The organism is Rhodococcus sp. G6(2025), from assembly GCF_058628105.1.
Map to the genome: position 1 here is coordinate 7,034,843 of NZ_CP179750.1, position 17,567 is coordinate 7,052,409.

The window sequence follows — 17,567 nt, forward strand, 5'->3', positions numbered from 1 at the left end:
TGCAGATGCGGCGCGACCCACTGCGACCCGCCGAAAGTTCGATCGTCGGCAACTCGGTCCATCTCGCCGATCAGAGCAACTCCAGGATCGTGGCGTTGGCCATTCCCCCGGCTTCGCACATCGACTGCAAACCGTATCGGATGTCGTTGTCCCGCATGTGATGAACGAGCCGAGTCATCAGGACGGCCCCGGACCCGCCGAGCGGATGTCCGACGGCGATTGCGCCACCGAGCGGATTCAGCCGATCCATGCTCGCACCGGTTTCCTTCTGCCACGCGAGCGGCACGGGCGCGAACGCCTCGTTGATCTCGAACGCACCGATGTCGTCCACGGACAGGCCTGCCCGGCTCAACGCCTTGGCGGTGGCCGCGATCGGCGCCGTGAGCATGATCAGCGGGTCGTCACCCACGGCGACCGCTGTATGCACGCGGACAATCGGCTTCCAGCCCTGCTTGGCCGCGTACTCGCTGGTGGTGATGAGCAGCGCCCCCGAACCGTCGGAGATCTGCGACGAATTGCCGGCATGGATGACACCGTCCTCTCTGAAAACCGGCTTCAGGTTGGCCAACGTCTCCAGCGACCCGTTGCGGCGGATGCCCTCATCCTGGGAAAGCGTGTCGGTGGGGACCATCTGCCGGTCGAACGCTCCCGAGTCTGCTGCGGCCGCCGCCAGCGCATGGGAGCGGAGGGCGTACTCGTCGAGCTCGGTCCGCGACAGCGACCATTTCTCCGCCACCATCTCGGCACCGACGCCTTGGCTGAACTGGTCGACGCCGTAGCGCTGGGTGACCTCGGTCGGGTAGGACTGGCCCAGAATAGTGCCGGCTGATCCCATCGGCACGCGGGACATAGCCTCCACCCCACCGGCGACGACAACATCGTTCTGGCCGGAGACGACGGTGGCCGCGGCGAACGACACTGCCTGCTGGCTGGACCCGCAGGCGCGGGTCACCGTGGTGCCGGGAACGGTCTCGGGCCACCGCGCCGTGAGCGCCGCGATGCGGGCGATGTTGCCCGACTGCTCCCCGACTTGGCTGACACAGCCCCAGATCACGTCGTCGACGGTCAGCGGATCCAGGCCGTTGCGATCCGCGAGAGCGGACAGAACGTGCGCGGAAAGACGTGCGGGGTGGAATCCGGACAATGCGCCGTTGCGCCGCCCGATCGGGACGCGTACGGCATCGACGATAACGGCATCGCGCATGGTGTTCTCCTCAGAGATGGGGGTGGATGGGAAGGACAGGCCGGTCAGCGGCTGCTGTCGCCCGGGCTGGATTGGTTGGGCGGTCGTGTCGAATCACCGACGATTGATGCTCGGAGCTGGGCTCTACTCAACTTGCCGGTCGGCGTTCTCGGTAGGACGCGGAACTCTAGGGTGCGAGGGCATTTGAACCGTGCGAGAGTGGACTTGCAATGTTCGAGCAACTCAGATGCCAGAGCCTCGCCGGCCTCTCTGCCGGCGGCCGGTTCGACGACTGCGTGCACGGTCGCTCCCCATTCTCGGTCGGGCACACCGATCACGCCGGCGTCCATGACGGCCGGATGAGTCAGCAGTACCGCCTCGACCTCCGCCGGATAAATGTTGACTCCGCCGGAGATGATCAGATCCGAGCGGCGGTCGGAAAGATACAGCCAGCCCTCCTCGTCGAAATAGCCGACATCACCGGCGGTGAAGAAGTCGCCCTCCCGCGCCTCTGCGGTCTTGGCCGGATCCTTGTAGTACTCGAAGGACGTGCTGTTGCGGATATAGATTCCGCCGATCTCGCCCGTAGGCAGTTCCCGCCCGTCCGCGTCGAGGATCTTGATCTCGGCACCCGGCCACACACGGCCCACAGTGCCGGGATGCTCGACCCATTCCTGTGCGGTCACTGATGTACCGCCGCCCTCGGTCGCGGAGTAGTACTCGAACAGGATCGGCCCCCACCACTCGAGCATCGCCCATTTCTCGTGGACCGGGCACGGGGCAGCGGCGTGGACCACCGCCTCGAGCGAGGATACGTCGTAGCGGGTGCGCACCTCGGCGGGCAGTGCCAGCAGTCGGTGGAACATGGTCGGCACCATGTGGGTGTCCGTCACCCGGTACTTCTCGACGACCCTGAGGAACTCCTCCGGATTCCACTTGTCGAAGAGGATCAGTGGGCGGCCCATGTGCAGGGCGCTGATCGCGAACCCGTTCGGTGCAGCATGGTAGAGCGGTGCGACGACGGCGTGCACGCCCGGACCGGGTTTGATGCCGTGCCGACGTTCCCGACCGGGAATCGATTCCGCAACGGCGGCTTCCGGCGTTGTCTTCGGATTCTCTTTTCGCACGCCCTTGGGTCGTCCGGTGGTCCCCGAGGTGTAGAGCATGGACATCCCATGCTGTCTTACTGCAGGATCAACGTCCCTCTCAGGGAGGCTCGAGGCATCGCGGAAGCCCGGAATCGCTGAACTGGCGAAGCGACAGTGCGCCGCGAGTCCGGCGGCATCCGCAGCCGCTGTTGCGGTGCCGGCGAGGTCCGCCTCGGAGCCGGTGAATAGCGCGCGTGCGTCGCTGTCTCGGACGATATAGGTGACCTCATCGACAGAGAGATGCCAGTTGACCGCGGTCAGGTAGAGCCCGATCTGAGACGTCGCCAACTGCACTGCGACGAAAAGGGGTTCGTTCCGCATCAAGACGGCCACCGATTCGCCCGGTCGGAAACCCAGGTCCAGCAGTTCGCACGCGATCGCGTCCGCGCGTCCGAGGAGGTCCCCGAATGTGGTTTGCGCGCCGGCCGGGTCGACGACAGCGATTCGGTCGGGCTGTGCTCGTGCGATCTCCCAGAACCCCAGGGCCCCATCGACCCGAGCAGCTGACAACTCGTCCTGGCTTTGTGTGGTGTTCACTGTGTCCTCCAACCGATACTCAGAAGCCGAGAAGTGTTGCGACGAAGTTCTCATGAGGTTCGGGGCCCCCGAGCATCTGGCCGCTCGCATGTGCGCGTTTGTAGTAGAAATGGGCGTCATGCTCCCACGTGTACGCGATACCACCGTGTAGTTGGATCATCTCGCGAGCCAGCCGAGGGTATTGGCGACTGCAGTACGCGAAGGCCGACCGGGCCGCCAGCGCAAACGCTGCGGGATCCTCGTCACCCGCCCGGCCGGCATCCCGAACGAGACCCGTGGCGAGCTCGACTACCGAATACATGTCCGCGAGCCGATGTTTGACCGCCTGGAAGGAACCGATGGATCTGCCGAACTGCACGCGCATCTTCGCGTACTCCACGGTCAGCTCCACACTTCGGATGATCCCGCCGAGCTGCTCCGCCGCAAGTGCATGCGCGGCATGGTCGATGATCCGGCTATGAGTGGATTCAGGGTCGACCGACCTCAACTGTCGCGACGGTGTGCCGTCGAAGTCGAGGCGGGCGACCGACCGTGTCGGGTCGGCGCTGACGAGTTCCGTCCGGGTGAGTCCCGGCGCGGTGGTCGAGACGAGATGGAACTCGAGTTCGCCGCCGGCGTCGACGGTCTCGACGACGATATGGTCTGCCGTCAGGCCGTCGAGGGCGAAGGGAACCGTTCCGGTCAGGCCCGCGGGACCACTACGCACACCCGACTTCGAGGTGGGATCGTGATCGGACCAGGCGTACGTCATCCGAACGGAGCCGTCCGCGATCGAGGGCAGGTAGTCCTGACGCGCCGTCTCGTCGTCGAGGGCGAGCAATGCCTGCCCGCCCAGCACGATCGAGGACAGGAAGGGGGTCACCGCCAAGCTCCGCCCGAGTTCTTCCGTCACCACGGCCGCTTCGCGTATCCCCGAGCCGGTACCGCCGTACTTGTCGGGGATGGCGATGCCGGCAAGTCCCATTTGCTGTGCCATTGCCGTCCACAGGTCCTGGGGTTGGTCCACTCCGCCGCCGGCGACGAACGAGCGTACGCGCTCCATGGGACATTTGGCGCCGATTACCTTACGTACCGACGAGCGCAGTTCTTCCTGCTCATCCGTCAGAACTAGAGTCACGATCCCTCCCCTGTCTGGAAAGCACTTTCGGACCGGACGCGGTGTGGACCGCCTCTGAGTTCCCGAAAGGCGATGTCACGGTCGACCGTCGGTTCCCGGGGCAGTCCGAGCACCCGTTCACCGATGATGTTGCGTTGGATTTCGTTGGTGCCGCCCGCGATCGCCGCGGACGGTGCGGCATTGATCGCCCGGGCGATCTCCGCGGCGGTGTCGTCGCCTGTATCCCACCCGACCGCGGCGGGTCCGCTCAATCGGACTGCGAGCCCTGCTGCTCGCCGGGTGAGTTCAGCGCCGACGAGCTTGGCGATCGAACCACGTGCGCCGAGGTCGACGCCCTTCTTCCGCTCCTCGTTGAGCCGAACTCCCAAGAGCATTGCCGCACGCTCGTCGATCGACAGCCGCACCAACTCGTTACGCAGGAGCGGATGGGCGATCTTGCCGCGCTGCCGCGCGAGCTTCACCAGATTGGCGGCCGACAACGTATTCGATTGCTTGCGCGGTGCAGTCCCGATCGCGATCCGCTCGAACTTCAGCATCGAGACAGCCGCGCTCCACCCGTCGTCGACGGTACCGACGACCGCGTCGATAGGGAGACGGACGGAGTCGAAGTACACTTCGTTGAAGTACGCACCACCCGACATGTCCTTCAATGGGCGCACGTCGACCCCGATCGCGTGCATGTCGACGACGAACATCGTGATGCCCTGGTGTTTGGGAACATCGACATTCGTCCGTGCCAGCAATATTCCATGATCAGCGTAGTGGGCGCGTGAGGTCCACACCTTCTGCCCCGTGACCACCCAACCGGCGTCGTCCCGAGTGGCGCGGGTCTGCAGACTTGCGACGTCCGAGCCCGCGCCGGGTTCCGAGAACAGCTGGCACCAGATGTCCTCACCACGAAGAATCTTCCGCAGGTTCAGGTCGCGCTGGGACGCGGTGCCGCGTTCCCTCAGGATGGGTGCGCACATTCCGATGCCGACCCCGAAGGGTTCGGCGGGCAACCTGTAGCTTCCGGCTTCCTCGTGGTACGCCCGCTCGTGCTCTGCGGATAGTTCCTGACCACCGTCTTCCCTCGGCCAGGTGATCGCGACGAACCCTGCGTCGTACTGTGCGGCTTGGAATGCTTTTGCCGCCGCGAGATCGTGCGAGATGTCCGTTCGCGGTGCATGTGCGTGGAGCCACGCCCGGGCGCGTGCTCGAAACTCGTCGATGTTTTCCATGGCGTCGTTACTTCCTAACGGGTGGTCAGCACACCGCGGTCGAGAACGGTTTCCCCGCTCGAATCAGTGGTCCGGAACAGGTGCGTCTTGTCGTCGCTCCACACCGACACGGTGAGGCGCTCGCCGGGCAGGACCGGCTTGCTGAATCTGCCGTTGATCGACGCCATTTGGTCTGCAGCCACGCCGATCGCACGGAGCACCACTCGGGCGCTGACCCCGAAGGTGCAGAGGCCGTGCAGAATCGGTGCGGTGAAACCACCTCGGGCGGCGAATGCAGGATCCGAGTGCAGCGGATTGCGGTCACCCGACAAGCGATAGAGGAGCGCCTGGTCACTGCGTGTGGCCGCCGAGACGATCAGATCCGGCTCCCCTTCCGGCTCCGACGAGCCGGCCGCTGGATCCTGCGGGCCTCCGAAACCGCCGGCACCGCGGATGAAGATTGCGCCCTGCGTGGTGAAGATCTTCTCGCCCGTCTCCAAGTCGACCGCCTCGGCGCTCGTCCTCACGAGGGCTCCCGAGCCCTTGTCGTAGATTCCCGTCACCGTATTGGTCAGGCTCGCCTTCCCCTCGACGGGAAGCGCCCGGTGCATGATGAGCCCCTGTCCGGCATGGACGACCTTGGTGCGATCGACCTCGCCGATGTCGACTTTCAGACCGGGCGCCCGCTGCGCGAGCACGATTGCGTAGGTAGGCAGAACCTGCTGCGGTACGCCCTCGGTGTTCTCCGTGGTGAATTCGAGCTCTTGTGCCGAGTCATCCTGTCCGGCCCCGACTCCGAGCGCATACAGCAACGCGTCGAAGGATGTCCAGCTCACGGTGTCGGGGCCGGCGCTGCGGCCGACTGCCTGCAGATCCAAAGTCACGACGCCGCCACCGCAGGCTTGGGCCGTCCATCCGTACCGGCGTTCGGGCGGGCCTGGGAGACCAGGTCGGGGATGATGGCGTCGAGTTCTTCGACACGCCAGCGACGGTCCACCTCGACCGTCGGGCCGCTGACCCATCCCTCGGCGACCGTGATCTTCCCTCCGCGCAGACCGAACACGCGGCCGGTGATGTCCCGCGCTGCCGGGCCGGCTAGCCAGACCACCGCCGGGGCAATATTGTCGGGATCGAAAGCGTCGAAGTCGCTTTCGGGCGTGTCGAACTTCGCCTTGATCTTGCTGAACACGTCCTCGGTCAGACGGCTGAGGGCGGTCGGGTAGATCGCGTTGACCGTCACTCCGTAGCGGGCGACCTCCTGGGCGGTGATCACGGTGAATGCGGCGATTCCTGCCTTGGCCGCGCCGTAGTTGGCTTGCCCCGGGTTGCAGTACAGCCCCGAGGAGGAGGACGTGTTGATCACGCGTGCATCGACGGGATTGCCTGCCTTGTGCTGCTCGCGCCAGTACTGCACCGCGTAGTGCGTAGGGCCGAAGGTTCCTCGAAGGTGTACGCGAATGACTGAATCCCACTCCTGGAAAGACATGTTGGCGACGGTGCGGTCGCGCAGGATGCCGGCGTTGTTGACGAGAACGTCGAGCCCGCCGAAGGTGGTGATCGCGGTATCGATGAGGTTGCGCGCGCCCTGTTCGTCGGCGACGTCATCGGTGTTGGCGACCGCTTCACCCCCTGCCGCGACGATCTCGGCGACGACGTCGTCGGCCGGTCCACCGCTTCCCGAGCCCGAACCGTCCGCGGGACCTCCAAAGTCGTTCACCACGACCTTGGCTCCGTGTCGCGCGAACTCGAGCGCATAACCCCGCCCGATTCCTCGGCCGGCGCCCGTGATGACGACGACTTTGCCGTCCAAAATTCCGTTCATCAGTCTTGTCCTTCGATCGTAGTTGCGGTGATCAGGTTCCACAGGCCATCGGAGCCCCGATGGCAGATGTTCGTTCCGAGACGCCGGGCCCATGCGGTCTCGGCGCCGAACTCGTCGCGCCACGACCACAGGCGGCGGGTGAACCAATGCAGGTGGCATTCCCGCGTGGTGCCCATTGCACCGTGTATCTGGTGCGCGTTCGCCGCGCCCTGAGTGGCGGCTTCGCCGGCGATGATCTTCGCGATCATCGCGTCGTCGAGCCGATGCGAGACCACTGCGACCTCGGCGGCCATGCGCGCCTGTGCCACAGATTCACCGAGGAGAGTGATCAACTGTCCGACTGCTTGAAACCGGGCGATGGGCCGGCCGAACTGGTGGCGCTCTTTCGCGTGCCGGACCGTGAGTTCGAGGGTCTTCTCGAGTGCCCCGGCGATCTGCAGGGCGCGGACCGCTGCTCCACGGGCACGCCATGTCTCGGCGTCGAGGCTGATCCTGGATGCCAGGACCGCGGTGCCGACCCGCACGTCGCGCATGATCACGGTGTCGCGTGGCTCGCCGGCCAGGTTGCGTCCGGCCGCGATCTCGACCTCGGTGGTGGGGACCGCCGCAAGGACCGGCCCGTCAGCGCTCTCGGCGAGAACGACTATCTGCGCCGAAATCCGCGCCCACGCCACCGCGGTCGCCCGCCCGTTGAGCGTCCACTCGGCCGACGCCCTTTCGGCATGAATTTCGCCGGGCTCCGGAGCCACCGAGACGGGACCATCCGGCAGCGGCAACCCCGCCGACGCCAGGACAGGTCCGGCGATGAGCAGCGCCTCGGCCAGGGGTACCGGGGCAGCCGAATAGGCTGCGAGCCGCACGAGTTCGGCGGCCTCAATCACCGTCCCGCCGCTCCCGCCGCCCGATTCGTCGACGCCGACCCGCGTGAGTCCGCTGTCGGACAAAGTGTTCCACAGAGCCTCCGACCAGCCGGCCTTCTCGGCTTCACCAAGTCTTTCAGGGCTACAGTGCTCCGCAAAAATGCGGAGCGCGGTGTCGGTCAGGATCGGGTCGATCGTTGCGGCGATCATCGGATGAGCTCCTTGGCGGCGGCACCGCGGAGGATTTCCGTGGTCCCACCTCGAATGGTCAGGGCGGGTAGCGAGAAGATCGCGTCGGCGAGGATTCCCGCGTCGGTCTCCGGTGCATCGATGTCGGGCGAGATTCCCGCCAGGTCGCGTACCGTTTCGGCGACCTGCTTCTCGAAAACGGTGCCGAGGTCTTTGACGAGCGCCGCCTCCGCAGCGGGGGCTCCGCCCTCATCGATCATCCGCGCAACGGAGAGCGAGAGATTGTGCAGAGTCCGGTATCGTGCCGCGATGCGACCCACCGCGTTGGTCACTGCGTCCGAGGTCGTGTCGGCGTTGCTGCCGAGGAAGGCGCGGAACAAGCCATAGGTGGACAGCCAACGGTCAGGGCCGGAACGTTCGTAGGCGAGTTCGGAGTTGACCTGACGCCAGCCCTGGCCCTGTGCGCCGAGCAGCAGATCGTCGGGGACGAAGACCTGGTCGAATACCACCTCGTTGAAGTGGTGCGCTCCGTTCATGCTGATGATCGGGTTGACGGTGACACCGGGACTGGTGAGGTCGACGATGAGTTGGCTCATGCCCTCGTGTCGGTTCTCGCCGAGCGGCGATGTCCGGCACAGCACGAGAACGAAGTCCACCTCGTGTGCGCCCGAGGTCCACACCTTCGTGCCGGTGAGCTGCCATCCCCCGTCGGTGCGGGTGGCCGAGGTCCTGATCGAGGCGAGATCGGATCCCGAGTCCGGCTCGCTCATCCCGATGCAGAAAGTACACTCCGCCTTCGCGATCCGGGGAAGAAAGCATCGCTTCTGCGCGTCGGTGCCGAACTTGAGGATGCTGGGCGCGGTCTGCCGGTCGGCGATCCAGTGCGCCGACACCGGGGCACCCGCCGCGAGCAGTTCGGTCACCACGACGAATCGATCCACTGCGGTCCGGCCGTGCCCGCCGAATTCCGTGGGGATCGACATCCCGACCCATCCCCGGTCGGCCAGTCTGCGACTGAACTCCCGATCTGAGCCGCCGCCGAAGTTCGTACTTCCGCTCCCGATGCGGCTCCGTTCGTCGTGCAGGAACTCGCGCACGCTCGCTCGTAGAGATCGCTCGTCCGGGGTGAGGACGGTGGGTGGGAAATGCATCAGTTCTCCAGTTCTTCACTACTCGAGATGCCGAGTCGGATGAATGCAGCACCACTGCCTTCATGCCGGATCGAGGTCGCCAGGGTGCTGGTGGACCCGCAACCCATATTTCGACATGCTTGTCGAATACTTGGACAGTACATCCGGCCAGACGGTTGGACAAGACTCGCGCCCGCATCCATGCCACCGGGTTGAGCAGTATCGACATCAATGTCGAGTTACGGTAGGGTGGCGCCTGACGCTGCCAGGAGACACCTCGTGTCGCCGGCCCTTCGAGCACACAGGTAAGCCACACGGCGACGCAGCCGGCTGACGAGCAAGCGGCTGCAACGGCCGGCGCCGAACACGCGTTGTCGACTTCGGCCCCGGTTCCGACACGCGTGACACTGCCGGCGGTCGCAGCGCGACTGTCTCGATCACGTATACGAAGTCATCTACCCCAGAAGGAGCCACAATCGTGGTCCACCCAATACCTGACCTGGTCGATGTGTCGGTCGAGGTCGGCGACGACCACGTCGCCGTCGTCGAGTTCGACCGTCCACCCAGCAACTTCTTCGACTTGTCCTTACTGACTCGTCTGGCCGAGGTCTGCGAGGGCCTGGCCGACGACGGTGGCACCCGAGCGATCGTGCTGTGCAGCAACGGCCGAACCTTCTGCGCGGGAGCTGATTTCACCAGTTCATCCGACGACCGCGACCCGGGCGCGGTATACGAGCAGGCGCTCAGACTGTTCCGGCAGCCCCTCCCCATGGTCGCTGCGGTACAGGGCGCTGCGATAGGAGGCGGACTGGGCCTGGTCATGGCCGCAGACTTTCGGATTGCGTCACCGGAGGCCCGCTTCGCAGCGAACTTCGCCCAAATCGGCATCCACCACGGCTTCGGACTGTCCGTGACATTGCCCCGAGTGGTCGGGCAGCAGGTCGCCATGGACCTGCTGTACACGGGACGCAGGATCAAGGCCGCAGAGGCCCACTCCGCCGGGTTGGTCGACACCGTGATCGACCCGTCGAGCAACCTCCGCGACGAGGCGCGCGCGTTCGCGGCTCGGATAGCGACGTCCGCGCCGCTCGCGGTCCGAGCCATCCGGCAGACACTTCGTGGAGACCTCGCGGAGCAGTTTGCCGCCGCGACGGCGCACGAACGGAGAGAACAGCAAAAACTTTTCCACACCGACGATTTCAGTGAGGGCGTCGCCGCGGTCGCGGCGCGCCGGCCAGGAAGGTTCACCGGACGATGACCAACGACTTCTCACGCCCGAATGGTCCCCTTGCATCGTCCGGGCCGCTCGCCGGTGTCCGGATCCTGGAGATCGCTGGAGTCGGGCCTGTACCGCATGCCGCGATGCTGCTCGCCGACATGGGCGCCGACGTCGTACAGATCGGGCGACACGGCAGCACTGCAGAACTCGATCGTGGTTACAAGCAACACGTCTCACGCGGACGGACCATCATCGAGGCAGACCTGAAGGACCCCGCGGACGTTGCGAACGTACTCGCACTGGTGGAGAGGGCAGATGTCCTGATCGAAGGGTTCCGGCCGGGCGTCACCGAACGTTTGGGGCTCGGCCCCGACGAGTGCGCCACCAGGAACCCCGGCCTGATCTACGCACGCATGACGGGATGGGGTCAGTCCGGACCCGCCGCCAAGCGTGGCGGGCACGACATCAACTACCTTGCCATGACAGGCCATTTGCGTGCGATGGCCCGCAACGGCGAGCGACCACACGCGCCGCTCAACCTCGTCGGAGACTTCGGTGGCGGATCCATGTTTCTCGTCGTCGGAATTCTTGCAGCGCTGTTCGAGCGCGGCCGCTCCGCCACAGGGCAGACCATCGACGCCGCAATGGTCGACGGGGCAAGCATCCTGGGCCACATGATCTGGGCCCTCCGAGGCGCCGGGCAGTGGAACAACACACCGGGCACCAACATGCTGGACGGCGGCTACCCGTTCTACGACACCTACGAAACCTCGGACGGCCGATTCATGGCCGTCGGAGCGCTGGAGCCTCAGTTCTTCGCCGAACTCGTCAAGGGACTCGGGCTCGACCCGGCTGTCGTCCCCGGTCAGACCGAGACGGAGCGTTGGGATGAAATGCGCGAGATCTTCACTACGACATTTATGACCAGAACACGTGACGAGTGGGCTCGAATCTTCGAACCCCTCGATGCATGTGTGTCTCCCGTCCTCGACTACGACGAAGCGAGTGGCGACCAGCACCTCATGGCACGGGGAACGTTGATCGAGTTGAACGGCATCACCCAACCGGCGCCTGCGCCACGCTTCTCCCGCACGCCATCGGCCATGCCACGTTTCAGGTCGCCACAGAGGCGAGATTTCAGCGATGTCTGGATCGAACCAGTTCGGGACTGACAACCGGGTTGCATTCCATCCCTACGTACCAACGGTGTCGAGCTGGAGCATCAACCTCTCCCGACGAGCAGAGGAAAAGCAGGACGGAACCGGCCGTCGCAGCGGACGCTCAGCCACGGATCTGGGGAGCACGCCGCTGGTGATGTGACTGAGACTACAGGGCGATCAAATGGGACACTAGAGCCATATCAATGAGGGCCTATATAGTCCACAGCTATGGACAAGCGGTTTCTCGTGCACTTCCTCGCGGTGGTCGATGAGGGCTCGATATCGGCGGCAGCCCGGCGGCTACAGCTGAGCCAACCGTCGGTGTCGAACACGATTCACGAACTGGAGAACGAACTCGGGTGCAAGCTCTTCACCCGGGGTCGCGGGATGAGCCTGACTGCCCGCGGGCGGGCACTCGTCGGGCCCGCCCGCGCGGCACTGCGGGCTCTCGATGCGGCCCGGTGGGCCATCGAAGAGATCTCCGAACTGCAGTCTGGTGAGTTGGAGATCGGATGTGTGGTCAACCGCGCGATCGACCCCCTGTCCGGGCTCATTGCCCGTTATCGGGAGCGGCACCCGGGAATCAATATTCGCGTCCGGACGGTCCCGATCGGGGTTCGCGGGTTCGACGATCTTGCGCGCGGAAATATCGAATTGCTCTTGACCGAAACTCCCCCAGCTGCGACTGGATTTCAGATGCTGTCGCTGGGCGAGTGCAAGGTCCTGGCCGTTCTGCCGCCCGGTTCTCGCTTTCCGGACCGTCCATTCCGGTTGGAGGACTTGATCGGCCGGGACTGGATCTCCGGCCCGTTCCCCGGGACCGCCGGCCGCTCGCACCTCAACGGACTGCTCGCTGCGCGAGGACTCCCATACATCGATTCGGTTGTCGAGACCGCCCATCGACAGATGGTCCTTCCCCTGATCCTCGCCGGGGTCGGAGGGGGAATCCTGCCGTCGGGCGAGGCTGAACTAGCAGAGCGTTTGGGGGCGGTGGTCCGAAGATTCGACGCTAACCTTCCGACCGGTCATGCGATCTACTACCGATCCGACGACCCCTCACCGGCAGCCCAGGCGTTCCTCGCAGTCGCGCGAGAGCCTCGGGATCCCCAACAACGAGCCAAAAATATAGCCACAGACTAGGGTATGCATAGTCAATATTAGTCTAGATATACGTCACATCCGATCGTATGGTCGTAGGACCGGGCCCGCAACGCCATCAACCGTTGCATCTGCCCCTCACGTCGGTACACCGCCACCGGGCAGGTGCACCGCTTCCTTCGCACCTCTTCACGAGATCGGACCACACCATGAAGCACAGCCCGCTCCAGGGGATCCGCGTAGTCGACTTCGGCCAGTTCGTCGCAGCCCCGGGCGCTTCGCAGGCCCTCGCCGAACTCGGTGCCGATGTGATCAAAATTGAGCCACCCGAGGGGGATTGGGTGCGATCCGGCACCTCGCTCGGGGACGCGATTCTCCGCTCCTACAACCGCGGCAAACGCTCGATCGCCCTGAACCTGAAGGACCCCCGCGGACTCGAGGTGGCCGAACGGCTGATCACCGACGCCGACGTCGTCATCCAGAACATGCGTCCGGGCGCGATGGCGGCGCTGGGCCTCGGACCGGACCGAGTTCGGGAACTGAACCCACGAGCGATCTACGCCACGGTAAGCGGCTTCGGACTGCACGGACCATCTCGAAACCGGCCCGGACTCGATATTGCAGCCCAGGCCGAAAGCGGCCTGATGGCCATCACGGGAGAGATGGGCGGCACCCCACTTCGAGTAGGCACCACCATCATCGACGCCGCGACCGCTCACGTTCTCACCGAGGCCATTCTCGCGGCACTACTCGATCGGGAACGATTCGGTCGGATCGCCCCGATCGAGGTCTCCCTGCTCGAGGTCGCCGTGCATCTGCAGTCCACCGAGTGGACTTCCTACGACCTCACCGGCGTCGCCCCGCAACGCCGCGGAAACGGACAACCCGGTGTCGCACCGGCGGCAGACCTGATCGCAACCACCGACGGCTACATCGTGGTCTCCGGGTACTCCGCACAACACTGGCCGCGCCTGTGCGACGTGCTGGGCCGACCGGACCTGGCCACCGATCCGCGATTTGCCGACAACGAGGCGCGCGTGGCAAACCGGGACGAGCTCCTCGTCGCCCTGTCCGACGCCCTCGGTGATCGCACGAGCGAACAGTGTGTACAACTGCTCGCCGGCAACGGCGTCGTGGTCGGCGCCGTACGCAGTTACGACCAGGTTCGCAGTGCAGGTGACGTCGCCGCCGGCGAGCTCTTCACCCGCGGCGAATGCCCGGACGGCAACCCGTTCGACGTGGTCCGGATGCCCTATCGGCTGGGCGCACAGCACGACCGTGCTGTGCGGCGCGTGCCGAGGCTCGGTGAACACTCCGCGGAGATTGCCGCCGAGATCGGCTACACCGAGCCCGAATTGGACGCACTTCTCGCTGCCGGGATCGTACGGACCGAGGATGATGCCGCGCTCGCCGGGTGATCGGTCGGATCACCGGCGACGCCATCCACGACACCACGGGCTACAGCTGGAACACGCTACTTCGACACAACATTCGAGGAGACACCATGGCCAATCGAGTCACGACCAGGATCGAGGGTGCAACGGCAACGATCGAGTCCGGCAATCCTGACCGGCGCAACGCCCTGTCCTTCGACTTGCTCCACGATCTCGGGGCGGCCCTGAGCGAGTTGTCGTCTTCCTCCCATGTTCGAGTTGTGATCCTGACCGGCCGAGGCTCAGACTTCTGCGTGGGCACGGATCTCGCAGCGCCCCGCGAGACGAAAACCGTTCGCGGCAAATCGATCGCCGACGATACCGAGCGATTTCGGCAGATCAACACGATGCTGAACCACTTCCACCAGATGCCCCAAGTCACGATCGCGGCAATCGACGGCGGGTGCGCTGGTGCCGGCCTGTCGCTCGCACTCGCCGCAGACCTTCGGATTGCCTCCGAGCGAGCGGTTTTCAACACTGCCTTCCTCACCGCAGGGCTTCCGGGCGATCTGGGCGGCATCTGGTTCATGAGCAGGCTGCTCGGCGGAGCGCTCGCGCGCGATCTGTACCTCCTGCCTCGGAAGCTCTCCGCCTCCGAGGCGCTCGGTCTGGGACTCGTCGGTTCCGTCGTACCGGCAGCCGACTTGCAGGAGACGGCGCAGGACACCGCACGACGCTTGGCATCCGCCGCACCACTCGCTTTGCGTTCTATGAAGCAGAACCTTCTCCAGTCGTCGACGACGGCCCTCGGCGACTACCTCGCCGCGGAAGCCGAGCGCCTCGTGCAGTGCGCCCGCTCCGACGACGTGCGGGAAGCAGCCGCAGCCTTCCTCGAAAAGCGTCCGCCGGTCTTCACCGGCCGCTGACCCTGCGCCCACCCCATCCCTCATCCACATTCGGAGTGCCATTATGACCACTACCGCAGTGCGATCCACCGAGACGAATCCGGTCTCGAGACGTGCATGGCTAATCACCATTCTCTTGTTCTTGTTCATGCTGCTCAACTTCGCCGACAAAGCGGTACTCGGATTTGCCGGGGTACATATTCAGCGGGATCTGGGCATCACTCCGCAACAGTTCGGCCTCCTGCAGAGCTCCTTCTTCTGGTTGTTCGCCGTCGGTGCCATCGTGCTCGGAGCGCTGTCCACACGAGTCAGTCTGCGTTGGCTGCTCGCAGGGCTGATGTTGGTGTGGGTTGTCACGATGGTTCCTCTCCTCGGCCCGGTGGGTTTCGGAGTGCTCCTCGCGTGCCGGATCGTTCTCGGGTTTGCGGAGGGCCCCGCCGCCGCGCTCGCCACGCACTGCGTTCAATCCTGGTTCCCCGCCCACAAGCGGGCATTGCCCCTTGGCATCACGACGTCCGGCGCCGCGATCGGACCATTGCTCGCAGCGCCGATCATGACGTGGGTCATCGCGACCTGGTCCTGGCATGTCGCCTTCGGCGTACTCATCGTCGCCGGCGGATTGTGGGCCGTCGTGTGGTTGATCTTCGGCAACAACGCGCCATCCGACGTTCTCCAGGAGTCGAGTTCCGACAACGGTCCCTTGGTCGAAATCTCCCTCCGCGCACTGCTGACGACGGGAACGGTCGTCGGTGTCGCCCTGTTGTTGTTCTTCTCGTACTGGTCGACAACGCTGAAGGTCGCGTGGCTCCCCGTCTATCTCTCCGATGGACTGGGATACGACACGCTCACAACGGGTCGCCTGATCATGATTCCGTATGCCGTCGCCGCTGCCGCATCCATGGCGGTGGGGTGGTTGTCGAATCGGCTTGTTTCACGAGGCACGTCTCGCAGGGTGGCCCGGGGCTATCTGGCCGGCGGCCTGATCGTCCTTTCGGGCCTGTCGATGGCCGGCTTCACTGCACTGCCGACGGGCTGGCTTCAGATGGCCCTGATCGCCGTGTCGTTCTCGGCGAACACCGCGGCGTATGTCGTCGCGTTTGCGGCAATCGGCGACGTCGTGCATCCACGCAAGCGCGGGATGGTCCTGGGATGCATCGTTGCGTTCTACAGCATGGCGGGTGTCATCGCGCCACTGCTTCTCGGTTACTTCGTCGGAAATGCCGCAGACAGGATCTCCGGGTACCAACAGGGATTCCTGATCACCGGCCTGCTGATGGCCATCGGCGGCGCGGCCGCAACGTTTCTGGTGCGTCCCGACCGGGATGCCGCGAGGTTCGCGGCGCACGCCGAGCAGGCAGCACGATGAGCGCACCCTCACCGGACCAGCCGGATTCAGGCGACACACCGACCACCACGGAACTGGATATGAACACGACACACGCAGGCACCGACTTCCGCAACCGAGTGAACACGTTTCTCCACTGCGAAGTACCCCCTGTTCTTGTGCAGCACACCGAATTCCGCCCGCGCGGTTCCGCCTACCGGCGCGCGTTGTTCGACGCCGGACTCGCTGGACTGAACATCCCTCGAATCTACGGCGGCCAGGGATTGCCGGACGAGTTCGAGTCCGCATTCGCAGAACTGAGCGTCGAGAGCACTCCGCCGGAAGACAAGATCCACCATGTGGGCGAACACCTCATCTTGCCCATCCTCATCGAGTTCGGAGAACACGACCTGGCCGTCGAGTTCGGCTCCGCACTGCTGTCGGGCACCCAGATCGGGTGTCAACTGTTCTCCGAACCGGACGCCGGCTCGGATCTTCCCGGGGTACGCACTCGAGCCGTATCCGATGGCGGCGATAGTTGGATCGTCTCCGGGCAGAAGGTCTGGACATCCTATGCGCAGTACGCCGACGTCGGAATCTTGCTCGCACGAACCGACCCTGAAGCGCCGAAACACAAGGGGCTCAGTATGTTCGTTCTCGACATGCACGCCTCCGGCGTCGAGGTTCGGCCATTGCGGCAGATGACCGGAGACAGCGAATTCAACGAGGTCTTCCTGGACGAGGTCCACATACCCGGCCACCGCATGATCGGCGCCCCTGGTGAAGGCTGGAAGATCGCGACATCGGTCCTCGGACGCGAGCGGCGCTCGGTCAGCCGTTCCGGCAGTGCGTCCTCGCGCCGACCACTACCGGTCGACACACTCTTGCGATTGGCCGAGCACAACGGCCGCCTCGGCGAGTCGGCCGTGCAACAGGACCTCCTCGAAGCGTGGATGGGTGAGCGGGCCGCGGCGCTGATCAGCAGCAGGATCAGCGCCCGGACCCTGGCCGGCCACCTGCCGGGACCCGAGACCTCGCTGGGTAAGCTGCACCGCACCAGGAACGGCCAGCGCAACGCGCGCGTCGCCGCAGATCTCGCGTTCGCCGCCGGCGCGAGCTGGGACCTGTCGGACGCTGACACCGCCGCGCTGGCTCGCGAAATTCTCGACGCGCCCGGCCTCGGAATCGGAGGCGGAACCGATGAGATCCAACGCAACACGATCGGCGAGCGAATCCTCGGACTGCCCCGCGAACCCTCCCCGGAACGCGGCACACCGTTCAATCGCCTGAAGAACTCCTAGAC

Annotated in this window: 15 protein-coding genes; 7 read left to right on the forward strand and 8 right to left on the reverse strand. The window is 65.1% G+C overall.

Annotated elements, in window-relative coordinates; genetic code table 11:
* Positions 1-70: 70 nt before the first annotated feature.
* The 8 genes from ACLIVD_RS32550 to ACLIVD_RS32585 are packed head-to-tail and all read right to left on the reverse strand — an operon-like array spanning position 71 to position 9,206.
* A complete protein-coding gene (locus ACLIVD_RS32550) occupies positions 71-1,204 on the reverse strand; it encodes a thiolase family protein (RefSeq protein WP_491931295.1) in 1,134 nt (377 codons plus the stop codon).
* Positions 1,205-1,248: 44 nt separating this feature from the next.
* Complete coding sequence (locus ACLIVD_RS32555) at positions 1,249-2,868, reverse strand: AMP-binding protein (RefSeq protein ID WP_491931296.1); 1,620 nt, start codon at positions 2,866-2,868, stop codon at positions 1,249-1,251.
* Positions 2,869-2,887: 19 nt separating this feature from the next.
* Positions 2,888-3,985, reverse strand: coding sequence for an acyl-CoA dehydrogenase family protein (locus ACLIVD_RS32560; protein ID WP_491931297.1), 1,098 nt, complete (start codon positions 3,983-3,985; stop codon positions 2,888-2,890).
* A complete protein-coding gene (locus ACLIVD_RS32565) occupies positions 3,982-5,205 on the reverse strand; it encodes an acyl-CoA dehydrogenase family protein (protein WP_491931298.1) in 1,224 nt (407 codons plus the stop codon). Before ACLIVD_RS32565 ends, ACLIVD_RS32560 begins: the two co-directional genes overlap by 4 nt.
* Positions 5,206-5,219: 14 nt before the next feature.
* Positions 5,220-6,068, reverse strand: a complete 849-nt coding sequence (locus ACLIVD_RS32570) for a MaoC/PaaZ C-terminal domain-containing protein (protein WP_491931299.1) — start codon at positions 6,066-6,068, stop codon at positions 5,220-5,222.
* Positions 6,065-7,006, reverse strand: a complete 942-nt coding sequence (locus tag ACLIVD_RS32575; protein ID WP_491931300.1) for an SDR family oxidoreductase — start codon at positions 7,004-7,006, stop codon at positions 6,065-6,067. The genes ACLIVD_RS32570 and ACLIVD_RS32575 overlap by 4 nt, the downstream gene beginning before the upstream one ends.
* Positions 7,006-8,076: an acyl-CoA dehydrogenase family protein gene (locus ACLIVD_RS32580; protein ID WP_491931301.1), complete on the reverse strand. Its 1,071-nt coding sequence runs from the start codon at positions 8,074-8,076 to the stop codon at positions 7,006-7,008. Before ACLIVD_RS32580 ends, ACLIVD_RS32575 begins: the two co-directional genes overlap by 1 nt.
* Positions 8,073-9,206: an acyl-CoA dehydrogenase family protein gene (locus ACLIVD_RS32585; RefSeq protein WP_491931302.1), complete on the reverse strand. Its 1,134-nt coding sequence runs from the start codon at positions 9,204-9,206 to the stop codon at positions 8,073-8,075. Before ACLIVD_RS32585 ends, ACLIVD_RS32580 begins: the two co-directional genes overlap by 4 nt.
* Before the next feature lie 457 nt (positions 9,207-9,663).
* Between ACLIVD_RS32585 and ACLIVD_RS32590 the strand changes: the two genes are divergently transcribed.
* From ACLIVD_RS32590 to ACLIVD_RS32620, 7 genes are all read left to right on the forward strand, one after another.
* Positions 9,664-10,443, forward strand: coding sequence for an enoyl-CoA hydratase/isomerase family protein (locus ACLIVD_RS32590; protein ID WP_491931303.1), 780 nt, complete (start codon positions 9,664-9,666; stop codon positions 10,441-10,443).
* Positions 10,440-11,576, forward strand: coding sequence for a CaiB/BaiF CoA transferase family protein (locus tag ACLIVD_RS32595; RefSeq protein WP_491931304.1), 1,137 nt, complete (start codon positions 10,440-10,442; stop codon positions 11,574-11,576). The genes ACLIVD_RS32590 and ACLIVD_RS32595 overlap by 4 nt, the downstream gene beginning before the upstream one ends.
* Before the next feature lie 216 nt (positions 11,577-11,792).
* The gene (locus ACLIVD_RS32600; RefSeq protein WP_491931305.1) at positions 11,793-12,704 is read left to right on the forward strand and encodes a LysR family transcriptional regulator; all 912 of its coding nucleotides are present in this window, start codon (positions 11,793-11,795) and stop codon (positions 12,702-12,704) included.
* A gap of 167 nt (positions 12,705-12,871) precedes the next feature.
* Positions 12,872-14,080, forward strand: a complete 1,209-nt coding sequence (locus ACLIVD_RS32605; protein ID WP_491931306.1) for a CaiB/BaiF CoA transferase family protein — start codon at positions 12,872-12,874, stop codon at positions 14,078-14,080.
* 86 nt (positions 14,081-14,166) lie between these two features.
* Positions 14,167-14,961, forward strand: a complete 795-nt coding sequence (locus tag ACLIVD_RS32610) for an enoyl-CoA hydratase/isomerase family protein (RefSeq protein WP_491931307.1) — start codon at positions 14,167-14,169, stop codon at positions 14,959-14,961.
* 43 nt (positions 14,962-15,004) lie between these two features.
* Positions 15,005-16,306: an MFS transporter gene (locus ACLIVD_RS32615; protein ID WP_491931308.1), complete on the forward strand. Its 1,302-nt coding sequence runs from the start codon at positions 15,005-15,007 to the stop codon at positions 16,304-16,306.
* A gap of 59 nt (positions 16,307-16,365) precedes the next feature.
* Positions 16,366-17,565: an acyl-CoA dehydrogenase family protein gene (locus ACLIVD_RS32620; RefSeq protein ID WP_491931309.1), complete on the forward strand. Its 1,200-nt coding sequence runs from the start codon at positions 16,366-16,368 to the stop codon at positions 17,563-17,565.
* Positions 17,566-17,567 lie beyond the last annotated feature (2 nt).

Excerpts from the sequence above, each read along its gene's own strand:
- ACLIVD_RS32550 (WP_491931295.1), bottom strand. The coding sequence starts at position 1,204 with ATGCGCGATGCCGTTATCGTCGATGCCGTACGCGTCCCGATCGGGCGG.
- ACLIVD_RS32565 (WP_491931298.1), bottom strand. The coding sequence starts at position 5,205 with ATGGAAAACATCGACGAGTTTCGAGCACGCGCCCGGGCGTGGCTCCAC.
- ACLIVD_RS32575 (WP_491931300.1), bottom strand. The coding sequence starts at position 7,006 with ATGAACGGAATTTTGGACGGCAAAGTCGTCGTCATCACGGGCGCCGGC.
- ACLIVD_RS32580 (WP_491931301.1), bottom strand. The coding sequence starts at position 8,076 with ATGATCGCCGCAACGATCGACCCGATCCTGACCGACACCGCGCTCCGC.
- ACLIVD_RS32585 (WP_491931302.1), bottom strand. The coding sequence starts at position 9,206 with ATGCATTTCCCACCCACCGTCCTCACCCCGGACGAGCGATCTCTACGA.
- ACLIVD_RS32595 (WP_491931304.1), top strand. The coding sequence starts at position 10,440 with ATGACCAACGACTTCTCACGCCCGAATGGTCCCCTTGCATCGTCCGGG.
- ACLIVD_RS32600 (WP_491931305.1), top strand. The coding sequence starts at position 11,793 with ATGGACAAGCGGTTTCTCGTGCACTTCCTCGCGGTGGTCGATGAGGGC.
- ACLIVD_RS32605 (WP_491931306.1), top strand. The coding sequence starts at position 12,872 with ATGAAGCACAGCCCGCTCCAGGGGATCCGCGTAGTCGACTTCGGCCAG.
- ACLIVD_RS32610 (WP_491931307.1), top strand. The coding sequence starts at position 14,167 with ATGGCCAATCGAGTCACGACCAGGATCGAGGGTGCAACGGCAACGATC.
- ACLIVD_RS32615 (WP_491931308.1), top strand. The coding sequence starts at position 15,005 with ATGACCACTACCGCAGTGCGATCCACCGAGACGAATCCGGTCTCGAGA.
- ACLIVD_RS32620 (WP_491931309.1), top strand. The coding sequence starts at position 16,366 with ATGAACACGACACACGCAGGCACCGACTTCCGCAACCGAGTGAACACG.